This window comes from Burkholderia theae (assembly GCF_048565265.1).
GTDB classification, from domain to species: domain Bacteria; phylum Pseudomonadota; class Gammaproteobacteria; order Burkholderiales; family Burkholderiaceae; genus Burkholderia; species Burkholderia theae.
Genome location: NZ_CP183462.1, coordinates 681,584 through 694,982, shown reverse-complemented (window position 1 = coordinate 694,982; position 13,399 = coordinate 681,584). Strand labels below are relative to the sequence as shown.

Annotated in this window: 12 protein-coding genes; 7 read left to right on the top strand and 5 right to left on the bottom strand. The window is 69.2% G+C overall.

The window, feature by feature from the left end:
* Positions 1 to 90: 90 nt before the first annotated feature.
* The 4 genes from ACN22W_RS20650 to ilvD all read left to right on the top strand — a co-directional run bounded on the left by ACN22W_RS20650 (position 91) and on the right by ilvD (position 6,530).
* Positions 91 to 1,716 carry an APC family permease gene (locus ACN22W_RS20650; RefSeq protein ID WP_343495317.1) on the top strand — a complete coding sequence of 542 codons (1,626 nt, stop codon included), beginning with the start codon at positions 91 to 93 and terminating at the stop codon, positions 1,714 to 1,716.
* Positions 1,717 to 1,793: 77 nt separating this feature from the next.
* Complete coding sequence (locus tag ACN22W_RS20645; RefSeq protein WP_419689210.1) at positions 1,794 to 3,386, top strand: aldehyde dehydrogenase (NADP(+)); 1,593 nt, start codon at positions 1,794 to 1,796, stop codon at positions 3,384 to 3,386.
* Positions 3,379 to 4,401, top strand: a complete 1,023-nt coding sequence (locus ACN22W_RS20640; RefSeq protein WP_343495315.1) for an Ldh family oxidoreductase — start codon at positions 3,379 to 3,381, stop codon at positions 4,399 to 4,401. The genes ACN22W_RS20645 and ACN22W_RS20640 overlap by 8 nt, the downstream gene beginning before the upstream one ends.
* A gap of 269 nt (positions 4,402 to 4,670) precedes the next feature.
* Complete coding sequence (gene ilvD, locus ACN22W_RS20635; protein ID WP_419689209.1) at positions 4,671 to 6,530, top strand: dihydroxy-acid dehydratase; 1,860 nt, start codon at positions 4,671 to 4,673, stop codon at positions 6,528 to 6,530.
* 109 nt (positions 6,531 to 6,639) lie between these two features.
* On the opposite strand, the gene ACN22W_RS20630 is transcribed toward ilvD, so the two are convergent.
* Both ACN22W_RS20630 and ACN22W_RS20625 read right to left on the bottom strand, forming a co-directional pair.
* Positions 6,640 to 7,467 (bottom strand): SH3 domain-containing protein, encoded by an 828-nt coding sequence (locus ACN22W_RS20630; RefSeq protein ID WP_419689208.1) that lies wholly within the window; start codon positions 7,465 to 7,467, stop codon positions 6,640 to 6,642.
* A gap of 33 nt (positions 7,468 to 7,500) precedes the next feature.
* Positions 7,501 to 7,911, bottom strand: a complete 411-nt coding sequence (locus ACN22W_RS20625; RefSeq protein ID WP_343495310.1) for a hypothetical protein — start codon at positions 7,909 to 7,911, stop codon at positions 7,501 to 7,503.
* 298 nt (positions 7,912 to 8,209) lie between these two features.
* Between ACN22W_RS20625 and ACN22W_RS20620 the strand changes: the two genes are divergently transcribed.
* Positions 8,210 to 9,745 (top strand): sigma-70 family RNA polymerase sigma factor, encoded by a 1,536-nt coding sequence (locus ACN22W_RS20620; protein WP_419689207.1) that lies wholly within the window; start codon positions 8,210 to 8,212, stop codon positions 9,743 to 9,745.
* A 181-nt stretch (positions 9,746 to 9,926) separates the two neighbouring features.
* Positions 9,927 to 10,808 (top strand): helix-hairpin-helix domain-containing protein, encoded by an 882-nt coding sequence (locus tag ACN22W_RS20615; protein WP_129517147.1) that lies wholly within the window; start codon positions 9,927 to 9,929, stop codon positions 10,806 to 10,808.
* Between the two features lies 1 nt (position 10,809).
* On the opposite strand, the gene ACN22W_RS20610 is transcribed toward ACN22W_RS20615, so the two are convergent.
* Both ACN22W_RS20610 and ACN22W_RS20605 read right to left on the bottom strand, forming a co-directional pair.
* A complete protein-coding gene (locus tag ACN22W_RS20610) occupies positions 10,810 to 11,562 on the bottom strand; it encodes a hypothetical protein (protein WP_419689206.1) in 753 nt (250 codons plus the stop codon).
* 115 nt (positions 11,563 to 11,677) lie between these two features.
* Positions 11,678 to 12,103 (bottom strand): helix-turn-helix domain-containing protein, encoded by a 426-nt coding sequence (locus tag ACN22W_RS20605; protein ID WP_419689205.1) that lies wholly within the window; start codon positions 12,101 to 12,103, stop codon positions 11,678 to 11,680.
* 140 nt (positions 12,104 to 12,243) lie between these two features.
* Here ACN22W_RS20605 and ACN22W_RS20600 point away from each other — a divergent pair, with 140 nt between their 5' ends.
* Positions 12,244 to 12,741 (top strand): DUF2938 domain-containing protein, encoded by a 498-nt coding sequence (locus ACN22W_RS20600; RefSeq protein WP_419689204.1) that lies wholly within the window; start codon positions 12,244 to 12,246, stop codon positions 12,739 to 12,741.
* Between the two features lie 127 nt (positions 12,742 to 12,868).
* On the opposite strand, the gene ACN22W_RS20595 is transcribed toward ACN22W_RS20600, so the two are convergent.
* Positions 12,869 to 13,309 (bottom strand): MarR family winged helix-turn-helix transcriptional regulator, encoded by a 441-nt coding sequence (locus tag ACN22W_RS20595; RefSeq protein WP_419689203.1) that lies wholly within the window; start codon positions 13,307 to 13,309, stop codon positions 12,869 to 12,871.
* Positions 13,310 to 13,399: the final 90 nt, after the last annotated feature.

Below are 13,399 nucleotides of genomic sequence, written 5' to 3'. Positions count from 1 at the left end.
GGCGACGCCGGCCGGCAGGCGTGCGCCGCTGCTCCGTCGGAGCGCGGCGCACTCGACGCCTGCACCGCCCTTCCCCCAGGAGACAAGCCCATGCCAGGCCAAGGCAATGCTCACCCGTCCGTCCCGCTTTCCGGTTCCGCGCACCCCGACGCGGGTCACGGCAAGTTCAAGAAACAGCTGTCGCTGACCGATCTCACGTTCATCGGTCTCGGCGCCATTTTCGGTTCGGGGTGGCTGTTCGCCGCGAGTCACGTGTCGACGATCGCGGGCCCGGCCGGCATCTTCTCGTGGCTGTTGGGCGGCTTCGCGGTGCTGCTGCTCGGCATCGTCTATTGCGAACTCGGCGCAGCGCTGCCGCGCGCGGGCGGTGTGGTCCGCTATCCGGTGTTCTCGCACGGCCCGCTGCTCGGCTACCTGATGGGCTTCATCACGCTGATCGCCTTTTCGAGCCTGATCGCGATCGAGGTCGTCGCCGCACGCCAATATGCGGCCGCGTGGTTTCCGGGCCTCACCGTGGAAGGATCGAGCGACCCGACGACGATCGGCTGGCTCGTGCAGGCCGCGCTGCTGTGCTTCTTCTTTTACCTGAACTATTCGAGCGTGAAGACGTTCGCGAAGGCGAACAACATCATCAGCATTTTCAAGTTCATCGTGCCGCTCGCGGTGATCGGCGTGCTGTTCACGTTCTTCAAGCCCGCGAACCTGACCGTGCACGGCTTCGCGCCGTTCGGCATGCCGGGCATCGAGATGGCCGTGTCCGCGGGCGGCATCATTTTCGCGTACCTCGGGCTCACGCCGATCGTGTCGGTCGCGAGCGAGGTGCGTAATCCGCAGCGCACGATCCCGATCGCGCTGATCCTGTCGATCCTGCTGTCGACGCTGATCTACGTGCTGCTGCAGCTCGCGTTCATCGGCAGCATTCCGACCGCGATGCTCGCGGGCGGCTGGCATGACGTGAGCAAGGCATTTTCGCTGCCGTACCGCGACATCGCGCTTGCGCTCGGCGTCGGCTGGCTCGCGGTGATGGTCGTCGCCGACGCGATGATCTCGCCGAGCGGCTGCGGCAACATCTACATGAACGCGACGCCGCGCGTCGTCTACGGCTGGGCGAAGACGGGCACCTTCTTCAAGGTGTTCACGCGCGTCGACGAAGCGTCGGGCATCCCGCGCGCGGGCCTGTGGCTCACGTTCGGCCTCGCGATCTTCTGGACGATGCCGTTCCCGTCGTGGGAAGCGCTGATCAACATCGTGTCGGCCGCGCTGGTGCTGAGCTATGCGGTCGCGCCCGTGTCGGTCGCCGCACTGCGACGCACCGCCCCTGACCTGCCGCGACCGTTCCGCGCGAGCGCGTTCGGCATCACCGGGCCCGCGTCGTTCGTGATCGCCGCGCTGATCGTCTACTGGTCGGGCTGGAGCACGGTGTCCTGGCTGCTCGGCCTGCAGATCGTGATGTTCGTCATCTATCTCGCGTGCCGCCGCTGGGTGCCGACCGCGCACCTGAGCCTCGCCGAACAGGTGCGCTCGTCCGCGTGGCTGATCGCGTTCTATGCGGCGATGATCGTCCTGTCGTATCTCGGCGGCTTCGGCGGCACGGGCCAGCTCGCGCATCCGTACGACACGGTCGTCGTCGCGGCCGTCGCGCTCGTCATCTACTACTGGGGCGCCAACACAGGCGTCCGCTCCGACAAGCTGCAACTCGACGACGACGAGGACTGACGCGCCCGTCTCCCCTTCACACCATCCCTTCGGCCGGGCGCCCCACGCCCGGCCCCTGTTTTTTTCCGAGGAAAGCCATGCACATCACAGGTCAGCTCCTGATCGGCCCGTCCGCCGTCACCGGACAGAACGGCACCCTTCACCCGATCGCCGCCGCGACCGGCGAACGGCTCGAACCCGCTTTCGGCGGCGCGAGCCTGCACGACCTGGAGACGGCCTGCGCGCTCGCCGACGACGCGTTCGACACGTATCGCGAAACCAGTCTCGACGCGCGCGCCGCGTTTCTCGACGCGATCGGCCGCCACATCATGGCGCTCGGCGACGACCTGATCGAGCGCTGCGTCGCCGAAACGGGCCTGCCGCGCGCCCGCGTCGAAGGCGAGCGCGGCCGCACGGTCGGCCAGCTCGGGCTGTTCGCGTCGCTCGTGCGCGATGGCGGCTTTCTCGACGCGCGAATCGATCCGGCGCGCCCCGAGCGCAAGCCGCTGCCGCGCGTCGACCTGCGCCTGCGCAACGTCGCGGTCGGGCCCGTCGCCGTGTTCGGCGCGTCGAACTTCCCGCTCGCGTTCTCGGTCGCCGGTGGCGATACGGCGTCGGCCCTCGCGGCCGGCTGCCCGGTGATCGTCAAGGCGCATTCCGCGCATCCGGGCACGTCGGAGCTGGTCGGTCGCGCGATCCAGCAGGCCGCGCGCGAATGCGGGATGCCGGCCGGCGTGTTCTCGCTGCTGTTCGACGCGTCGCGCGAGATCGGCCAGGCGCTCGTCGCCGATCCGCGCATCAAGGCCGTCGGCTTCACCGGCTCGCGCCGCGGCGGCGTCGCGCTGATGCACATCGCGGCCGCGCGCCCCGAGCCGATTCCCGTCTACGCGGAAATGAGCTCGATCAATCCGGTGCTGCTGTTGCCCGCCGCGCTCGATGCGCGCCACGCTACGATCGCGCCGCAGTTCGTCGCGTCGCTCACGCTCGGCGCCGGCCAGTTCTGCACGAACCCGGGCCTCGTGCTTGCCGTCGACGGCCCCGCGCTGCGCGCGCTCGAAGCCACGGCGGCCGATGCCGTGCGCGCGGCGGCCGCGCAGACGATGCTGACGCCCCCCATCCACGCGAGCTACGTGCACGGCGTCACGGCGCTGCGCGATCACGAGGCGGTCGAGCTGCTGGCGGAAGGCGCCGAAGGCGGCCGCCATCAGGCCCGCGCGGCGCTGTTCGCGACGTCGGCCGACGCGTTCATCGCGCACCCCGAACTGCGCGAGGAAGTGTTCGGCCCTGCGTCGCTGATCGTGCGCTGCCCGGACGCCGACACGCTGCATCGCGTGCTGAAGTCGCTCGAAGGCCAGTTGACGATCGCCGCGCATCTCGCCGACGGCGACGCGCCGCTGTTCGCCACGCTGCGTCCCACGCTCGAACGCAAGGCCGGCCGCATTCTCGTCAACGGTTTCGGTACCGGCGTCGAAGTCGGCCATGCGATGGTGCACGGCGGCCCGTTCCCGGCAACCTCCGACACGCGCACGACCTCCGTCGGCGCACGCGCGATCGAGCGCTTCCTGCGCCCGGTGTCGTACCAGGACCTGCCGGACGCGCTGCTGCCGGACGCGATCCGCGACGGTAATCCGCTGAACGTGCCGCAACGCATCGACGGCATGCCCGCATCGCGGGAGGCGAACCATGTCTGAGCACACCACCGAAGTCGTCCTGTCGCTCGATGAGGTCCACGCGCTCGCGCTGCGCGTGCTGACGCATAACGGGATGTCCGATGCGCATGCGCAGGCCATCGCCAACGTGATCACGCAGGGCCAGCGCGACGAATGCCATTCGCACGGCGTGTACCGGCTGCTCGTGTGCGTGCGTTCGCTGCGCAAGGGCAAGGTCGATCCGCAGGCCGTGCCGACGCTGCGGCGGCTGTCGTCGTCGATCGTCGCGGTCGACGCGCATCGCGGCTTCTCGCTGCTGAGCTTCGAAACCGGGCTGCCCGTGCTGGTCGAGATGGCGAAGCAGCACGGGATCGCCGCGATGGCGATCAACCATTGCTACCACTTCTCCGCGCTGTGGCCCGAGGTCGAGGCGATCGCGGCCGAGGGGCTGGTCGGCATCGCGATGAACCCGAGCCATAGCTGGGTCGCGCCGGAAGGCGGCCGCGAGCCCGTGTTCGGCACGAACCCGATCGCGTTCGCATGGCCGCGCCCGGGTGGCGAGCCATTCGTGTTCGACTTCGCGACGAGCGCGATCGCGCGCGGTGACATCGAGCTGCACGCGAAGCAAGGCAAGGCGATTCCGCCGCACTGGGCGATCGACGCCGACGGCCAGCCGACCACCGACCCGAAGGCCGCGCTGCAGGGTGCGATGCGCACGTTCGGCGGTCACAAGGGCTCGGCGCTCGCGGCGATGGTCGAACTGCTCGGCGGCGCGCTGATCGGCGACATGACGAGCCGGGAATCGATGGACTTCGACGAAGGCGTCGGCGCGACGCCGTGCCACGGCGAGCTCGTGATTGCGTTCGACCCGAAGGTGTTCCTCGGCGACGATCTCGACGCGGGGCTCGCGCGCGGCGAGCGGATGTTCGGCTCGATCGTCGCGCAGGGCGCGCGGCTGCCGTCGCAACGGCGCTTCGACGCCCGCGCGCGCAGCATCGCGAACGGCGTGCGGATTCCGAAGGCGCTGTACGACGAGATCCTGACGCTGCTCGACTGACGCCGGCGGGCGGAAGCCGCGCGCATTCATCGCCGATCAACGCGCGATCCGGACGGTCGCGCGGGCGTGCCGCAGCCGCCCGCGCATTGCGCGCCGGGCACGCCGCACGCGCCGGTTGCCGGCCCCGCGGGCGCCACGCGCCCGGCGGCTGTGGGATAATCGTGCGGTTTGCCCAGGGCGCAGCTCAAGAGGTTGTTCGCACGGGCGCGAGAGAGGCCTTTATTCCCGTGCCTCCACCCTTTTCCCGCGATATTTCTTCAGCAACGACAATGCCCATTTACCGTTCCAAAACCTCCACCGCCGGCCGCAACATGGCAGGCGCGCGCTCGCTGTGGCGCGCCACCGGCATGAAAGACGACGATTTCTCGAAGCCGATCATCGCGGTCGTCAACTCGTTCACGCAGTTCGTGCCCGGGCACGTGCACCTGAAGGATCTCGGCCAGCTGGTTGCGCGCGAGATCGAGGCTGCCGGCGGCGTCGCGAAGGAATTCAACACGATCGCGGTCGACGACGGCATCGCGATGGGCCACGACGGCATGCTCTATTCGCTGCCGAGCCGCGACATCATCGCCGACTCGGTCGAATACATGGTGAACGCGCATTGCGCGGACGCGATGGTCTGCATCTCGAACTGCGACAAGATCACGCCGGGGATGCTGATGGCAGCGATGCGCCTGAACATTCCGGTGATCTTCGTGTCGGGCGGCCCGATGGAAGCCGGCAAGACGCGCCTCGCGAACCCGGTCACCAAGACCGTCGAACTGAAGAAGCTCGACCTCGTCGACGCGATGGTGATCGCGGTCGACCCGTCGTATTCCGACGCCGAAGTCGCCGAAGTCGAACGCTCGGCCTGCCCGACCTGCGGTTCGTGCTCGGGCATGTTCACCGCGAACTCGATGAACTGCCTGACCGAAGCGCTCGGCCTGTCGCTGCCCGGCAACGGCACGGTGGTGGCCACGCACGCCGATCGCGAACAGCTGTTCAAGCGCGCCGGCCGCCGCATCGTCGAACTGACGCGCCAGCACTACGAGCAGGACGACATGCGCCTGCTGCCGCGCTCGGTCGGCTTCGCGGCGTTCGAGAACGCGATGACGCTCGACATCGCGATGGGCGGTTCGACCAACACGATCCTGCACCTGCTGGCGATCGCGCAGGAAGCCGGCATCGACTTCACGATGAAGGACATCGACCGCCTGTCGCGCACCGTGCCGCAGCTGTGCAAGGTCGCGCCGAACACGAACAAGTACCACATCGAGGACGTGCACCGCGCAGGCGGGATCATGGCGATCCTCGGCGAGCTCGAGCGCGCCGGCAAGCTGCACACCGACGTGCCGACCGTGCACGCACCGACGCTGAAGGACGCGCTCGATCAGTGGGACATCGTCCGCACGCAGGACGAAGCGGTCCGCAGGTTCTACCTGGCCGGCCCGGCCGGCATCCCGACGCAGGTCGCGTTCAGCCAGGACACGCGCTGGCCGAGCCTCGACCTCGACCGCGCCGAAGGCTGCATCCGCTCGTACGAGCATGCGTTCTCGAAGGAAGGCGGCCTCGCCGTGCTGACGGGCAACATCGCGCTCGACGGCTGCGTGGTGAAGACGGCCGGCGTCGACGAGAGCATTCTCGTGTTCGAGGGCTCGGCTCACGTGACCGAATCGCAGGATGAAGCGGTCGAAAACATCCTGAACGACAAGGTCAAGGCCGGCGACGTGGTGATCGTGCGCTACGAAGGCCCGAAGGGCGGCCCCGGCATGCAGGAAATGCTCTACCCGACCAGCTACATCAAGTCGAAGGGGCTCGGCAAGGCTTGCGCTCTGCTGACGGACGGTCGCTTCTCGGGTGGCACGTCGGGTCTGTCGATCGGCCATTGCTCGCCGGAAGCGGCAGCAGGCGGCGCGATCGGCCTCGTGCGCGACGGCGACAAGATCCGCATCGACATCCCGAACCGCACGATCAACGTGCTGGTGTCGGACGAGGAACTGGCGCGCCGCCGCGAAGAGCAGAACGCAAAGGGCTGGAAGCCGGTGCAGCCGCGCCCGCGCAAGGTATCCGCAGCGCTGAAGGCGTACGCGAAGCTGGTCATGTCGGCCGACAAGGGCGCGGTGCGCGACCTGTCGCTGCTCGACGACTGACGGGGCGGGCGCGGGCTGCTCAGCGCCGCCCGCTCGCCTGATCCAGAAGCCGCTCTACGGAGCGGCTTTTTTTCGTCCGGCGCCGGGAGAAACCGCGGCGCTGCCGCCGTCAGTGACGGAACTCGTCGGTGCCACCACCGCCACCGCCTCCGCCACCACCACCGCTACCGCCACCGTGGCTGCCGCCGCCGTTTCCACCACCTTGCGGCCGCGCACCGTAGCCACCACCGCCCCCTCCACCGCCCTGGCGCATCGGCGGAGGCATCGTGCGCGCCTCTCCGCCCGGCCCGGCCGGCGCATGCAGCACGGCCGGCAGCGGACCCGCCGGACGGGCATTACCGCCGGCGTTCGGCATCGGCGCGGGTGCCTGCGGCGGCGGCGTGCGGATCGCACCGTTCCAGCCACCGCGTGCGGCCGACGGCCGTGCGTCATGCTGCGCGGGCGGGCCGCCCGGTGCGACCTGCATCGTCCCGCCCGGTTGCGGACGCCCCTGTCCCGGCGGCATGCCTCCGGGGCCGAGCCTCGGCTCCGGACGATGCGCCCAGCGATCGCGGTCGTGAAACCACGGCCGGTTGCGATAGTAGCGATCCCAGTACGCGGCGATCGCGAATCCGGTAATCGGGACACCGATGATCGCGCCATATTCCAGCATCGGCACGTAGCTGCCCTGGTACGGATATTCGAGCAGTTGCGCATCGATCCAGCCGCGCACGCCCGGCAGCGCGACATCGCACCACGAGTAGTCGCTCAGGCAGCCGAACACATCCAGCGCCGTATCGGGCGGGATCTGCGCGACCACCGGATAATCGGGCGCCGGCCCCGCGTACAGTTCGGCCGGCGAATTCGTATAAGCGCTGCTTTGCGCATCGGCGACGCCCGGCGCGGCCGCGAGGCCAAGCAGGACGACGCACAGACTTCGGACAATCGTGTTGCTCATGATGCTCTCCCGCGCGGTACCGCCGCGCGCCGGTCAGTGCCGATGGCCGCCGCCACCCCAATGCCCACCGCCCCACGGGCGGTGCCAGTAGCCGCCGCGGCCGCCCCAGTATCCGCCGCCCCAACGGCCCCAGAAGCCGATCGTCACGGGCGGCCCGTACCAGCCCGGGTAGTATGCGGGGTAGTAGACCGGATACGGCGGCGGCACATAGGCCGGTGCGACATACACAGGTGCCTGCGCGTCGACGTCGGCCGGTGTGCCGGGCACCGGTGAAAGGGCCGGACCGGATGGGGCCGGTGCCACCGGGATTTCGCGCTGCGTCACCGTGGCGGGCACCGGCGCGTAATAAGGCGCATAGCCGTACGGGCTCGTGTAGTAACAGCCGCCGAGCGTCAGCGCGGCGAGCGCGATGACGGCAGGCCTCGCGGCGGGAATCGGGTTCATCTCATGCTCCGGCAGAATCCGCGCGTCGCCGCCGGGCGCGCGCTTGACTCTAGCTTACGTCCCCTGCAGATTTCCGCGGGTATGATCGGTTACTTTTTGTTTCCTGCACCGGACGGTCGTGCGAGCATGGCGCGTGCCGGCACGTCTGCCGCACCCGCGTTGAAGTTGGCGGAAATGCCCTCAACTTGAACGATGTCAGGCTGACCGGCGCGAACGGGCGTTCGCGAGCACCCGGGTTGCCAGAACCAGGCGGACTTCGGCCCGCCCAGACAGGAACGCGGCTCACGCCGCCATCGACATGACTACGCCACGCCCCACTCCCCGGGCGGACTCGCCGCTCGATCCGATCATCCAGTTGCTGGCGCTTGCCGGCGAACAGGGTTATCTGACGCACGCCGACCTCGTCGACGCGCTGCCGCCCGAAAGCGACAGCCCCGACGCGCTCGAGGTCGTGCGCGCCGCGCTCGCCGACATCGGCATCGCCGTGCTCGACGAGCCGGCCGCGCCCGCGCCGTTTGCCGGCACGGCGCCTGTCGACGTCGATCGCGACGCGCTCGACGAAGGCCGGGCCGTGCTCGGTGACCTCGCACGCGGCACGAGCGCATCGACCGATCCGCTCGCGCTCTACATGCGGCGCATGCAGGCGGTACCGCTGCTCACGCGCGAAGGCGAAATCTTGCTCGCCCGCGAGATCGAGACGGGCCGCCACCAGGTGCTGCATGCGGTGGCCGGCTGTCCGGCGGCGGTCGACGCGCTGCTTGCGCGTCACCGCGCGACGGGTGCGGCCACCGCAACCGGTCCGTCCGATGACGACACCGCAGACACGCCGTTGCCCGCCAGCTACGACGCACTGCAGGCAGCCGTCTCGGCGCTGCGCGGCGCACTGCTTGCGCATGGCTGCCGTTCGGACGAATACCGCGACGCACGCAACCGCATGGCCGCCCTGCTCGGCTCGATCGCGTGGGTCGCGCCGGCCGTCGACGACGCGAGCCGCGTCGTGCGCGCGCTCGCGGCGGCGCCGCGTGATGGCGCCACCGGCGAAAGCGCCCGCTTCGACGCAGTCGCGCGACGGGCACTCGCGGCCGCGCTGAGCGACGGCCAGCAGAAAGTGCACGACGCCACCCGCGCGATGCTCGAGGCGAACCTGCGGCTCGTACTGTCGATCGCGCGCAAGTACATGAACCGCGGCGTCGACCTGCCCGACCTCGTGCAGGACGGCTGCCTCGGCCTGATGCGCGCGATCGAGAAATTTGAATACCGGCGCGGGTTCAAGTTCTCGACCTACGCGACCTGGTGGATCCGCCAGGCGATCACGCGCGCGGTCGCGGATCGCTCGCGCACGATCCGGGTGCCCGTGCACGTCGGCGACCAGTATCAGCGCGTGCAGCGGCACGCGCTGCGCTTTCGCCAGCGCACGGGCCGCAAGGCGACGCCGGCCGAACTCGCGGCCGAAACCGGCCTCGACGAGGACAAGCTGCGCGCGGTGCTCGCGCTGCCCGCCGAGCCCCTCTCGATCGACACGCCGCTGCCCGACGCGGACACCGGCCTCGTGGATCTGATCGAGGACCAGGCGTCGGCCAGCCCGTTCGAGCAACTGGCCGACACGCGCATGCGCGAATGCGTGACGTCGCTGCTCCGGTCGGTCACGCCGGCCGAGGCCGACGTGCTGCGCCGGCGCTTCGGGCTCGGCGGCACCGAGCCCGATACGTACGACGCGATCGCGCACGACGCGGGCATGTCGCGCGAGCGCGTGCGGCAGATCGAAAAGCGCGCGCTCGCCACGCTGCGCACGGCCGCCGAGGCCGAGAACGCGCAGTCGTTTCTCGACGCGTGATCGCGTCAAGCGACGCACGGCCGTGCCATCTGCCGGCACGACCGTGCGCTTCGCGCATGTGCTACGTTTGCCATTGACGTGCGTCAAGTTTTGTTCATCGCGTACCGCGACAATGGTGAAAGGCCGACCGGCGCATCGCTCGCCGCGTCCATTTCGTTTGTGCTTCCCCAGGTCCCGCGCCATGCAGACGACCATCAGCCAAACGTACGAGGAAAACCGGCATATCGCGGCATGCCTGCGCGAGGCTGCTCAACGGCTGGCCGACCAGGGTGCGAATCCGTATCGGGTCGCCGCGTACCGCGCGTCGGCCGATACGGTCGATGCGCTTGACCACGACATCCGCACGCTGTTCGAGGCCGGTGGCGTGGATACGCTCGGCGCGCTGCCCGAGATCGGCACGGGCGTTGCGCAGGCCATCGCCGAGCTGCTGGTGACCGGGCGCTGGCGCCAGCTCGACCGCCTGTGCGGCGACGCCGAACGCGCCTCCGCGTTCGAAGCCGTGCCGGGCATCGGCCACGGGCTCGCGCTGCGCATTCACGACCTGCTGCATATCGATACGCTCGAGGAGCTCGAACGCGCGGCCCGCAACGGCCAGCTCGAGACGATCTCGGGCGTCGGCCCGCGGCGCGCGGCCGGCATCCGCAGCGCGCTCGACGACGTGCTGACCCGCCGCCGGCGCTGGCAGGGCCACGCGCAAGACGCCGGCCCCGGTACGGAACCGCCGGTCGAACTGCTGCTCTACATCGACCGCCTGTACCGCAACAAGGCTGCTGCCGGCGTACTGCCGACGCTCGCGCACCGGCGCCTGAACGCGGACGGCTACGTGCCGCCGCCCGTGATGCACATGACCAAAGGCGGCTGGCATTTCACGGCGCTGTGCCTGCTGGCCGCCGCGCGCACGCCGGAAGCCGGCCGCCCCACGAACTGGGTGTCACTCTATTTCTACGACGCCGCGCAGTGCGAGCACCAGCGCACCGTCTTCACCGAAACGTTCGGCTCGCTCGTCGGCAAGCGCATCGTGCGCGGGCGCGAGAGGGAATGCCGCGTGTATTACGCGGGATGAGTCATGCGTCGGAGGCTTCGCTGACGTCGAATGCCGCGTCGAGCACGGACGCGATCTCGCGACACGCATGAGTGAGCGCACGTGAACGACGATCGGAATGTTCCAGATCGAGATCGAACAACGTCGAATGCGACACGTATTCGGCAGCCCTTTCCCGGTTCGGCACGTCGAACCATAACGTCACCATGTAGCCGCCCACCCAGCGCAGCGGCATCACCAGCGTGAGTTGCAGTCTCGTGATCGCGCCGTGGCGGAACCGGAAGCCGTCGTCGCCGACGCGGAACCCCGACCACGCACCGTCGTTCGACACGAACACGGTCAGCGTGTCGTCCGCCGCCGCAAGCTCGGCCGCCGAAACCATCGCCGCGCTCGAACCGTCGCGGCCTGCGTCGACCTCCACGAACGATTCGATTCCCCGCTTCAACTCGTCGTAGAAACGGCGCGTGACGTCGAGCCGCGTGTCGTCGGCCACCAGCACCAGTTGCTTGAATCGCGCATGCTCGCCGTATCGCAGCCGCACGTCAGGCTCGTCATCCGGCTCGGCCTCAGGGATGCCGGCCGGCACGATCGCCGCAGGCGGCGCGGCGGCCGCGCGCCGCCGTTTCACCCAGGCCGCACCCCACGTCAGCAGCGCGGTCTGCGTCGCCAGCACGGCGGCCAGCGTCGCGAACCCGGCGAGAAACCCGTAATGCGGCCCGACCTTCGATGCCGCGTACGCGGCCGGAAGCACGTAAAGCAGAAAGAAAAACCACACGCGGCAACCCCGTTGTTCCTGTTTGCGACGTCCGGCCCGGCGTAGCGCGGCGCGCCACCCTGCCTCCGGACCTCCCCTGCATCCCGCCGATGACGCGCATCGCGCGGGCTGACGCCTACGCGCCTTCCGCCTTCGTGCGGCGCACCGGATGACGATGCGCGGCGATGCGCAGCAGCTTCTGGAACGACGGGCATTCGAGATGGTTCGACGCCGGGCACACGGCCGCATGGCGCAGCGCATCGCGCACGGCGCCGAGACGGCGGATCGTACGGTCGAGTTCGTCGGCCTTGCCGTCGAGCTTCGCGCGATCGATCGCGGGCCGGCCGTCGGTGCCGACCATCGCAAGGATGTCGTCGAGCGAAAAACCGGCCTCGCGGCCGAGCGCGATCAGCGCCAGACGCTCCAGCACCGACTCGTCGTATTGCCGCCGCAGCCCGTGCCGACCGATCGGGACAATCAGCCCCTTTTCCTCGTAGTAGCGCAGCGTCGATGCGGGCAATCCCGTGCGACGCGCGACCACCGCAATGTCCAGACGGCTCATGCTTGACCTCAAGTGAACTTGAGGTAGCAAGATAGTCGCTCGACTCTGTAAAAACAAGCCTGGACCATCATGAAACCGCTGAACCCAACCCGCCTTCCGCTGTGCCGTGTCGCCGTCACCGTCCACCGCGGAGGTGCGCGATGAGCCCGGCCGATATCCTGTTCGACCTGCTGCTGATCGGCGCGGGCGCCACGCTCGTGATGGATCTGTGGGCGCTGTTCCGGCGGCGTGCGTTCGGCATTCCGTCGCTCGACTACGCGCTGGTCGGCCGCTGGATCGGCCACATGATGCGCGGCCGGTTCCGGCACGTGTCGATCGTCGCCGCGCCGCCCGTGCCGGGCGAGCATGCACTCGGCTGGATCGCGCATTACGCGATCGGCATCGCGTTCGCGGCGCTGCCCGTCGCGATCGCGGGCACGGCGTGGATCGGCACGCCGACGCCGTTGCCCGCGCTCGTCGCCGGCCTCGCCAGCGTGGTCGCGCCGTTCTTCGTGATGCAGCCCGCGTTCGGTTTCGGCATCGCGGCATCGCGCACGCCGCATCCGGGCGTCGCGCGCCGGCGCAGCATCGTCACGCACCTGTCGTACGGTGTGGGTCTCTATCTGGCGGCGTTCACGCTCGCGGCGCTGGGCCGTTGAACATGCGGCTTTGCGGGCGCCATGCCGACATCGCCGAAGCCTGCGATGCGTCGTGCCGGTGCCCTGTCTCCCGCCGTCCTCGTCATTTTCGATCCCGCCACCCGGCGCGCCCGGATGGACATGTGCGTCACTCCCCGCCGCAGTCGATCAGGTTGTGGCGCACGCGCCCGAGCAGCCGTACCAGCGTATCGCGCTCGTCGGGCGTGAAGCCGCGCAGCCCGTCGTCGGTGACGGTATCGCCGACTTCGAGCATCTGCGGAAATATCTCGCGCGCCTTGTCGGTCAGCCGGATCACGAACGCGCGACGGTCGTCGTCGTTCGAGATGCGTTCGATCCAGCCATAGCCTTCCATCCGGTCGAGCAGCCGCGTGAGCGAGATCGGCGTGATCTCGAGCCATTCGGCGAGCCGCGCCTGATTCATCTCGCCCTTCCACGTCAGGTAGGCGAGCACACGGCTTTGCGCGCGCGTCAGCCCGATGCGCTTCGCGCGCCGGTCGAACAGGCGTCCTTGCAGGCGGGCCACGTCTGAAATCAGGTAGCCGATCCGGCTCTCGTAGGTCTTGTCCATCCGCCGATTATAGGGTCAAGCCGTCATCGGCCCGCGGCTCGCGATCCAGCGATAAGCGCATATATGATAAGCATGCTTATAATTTGCGCC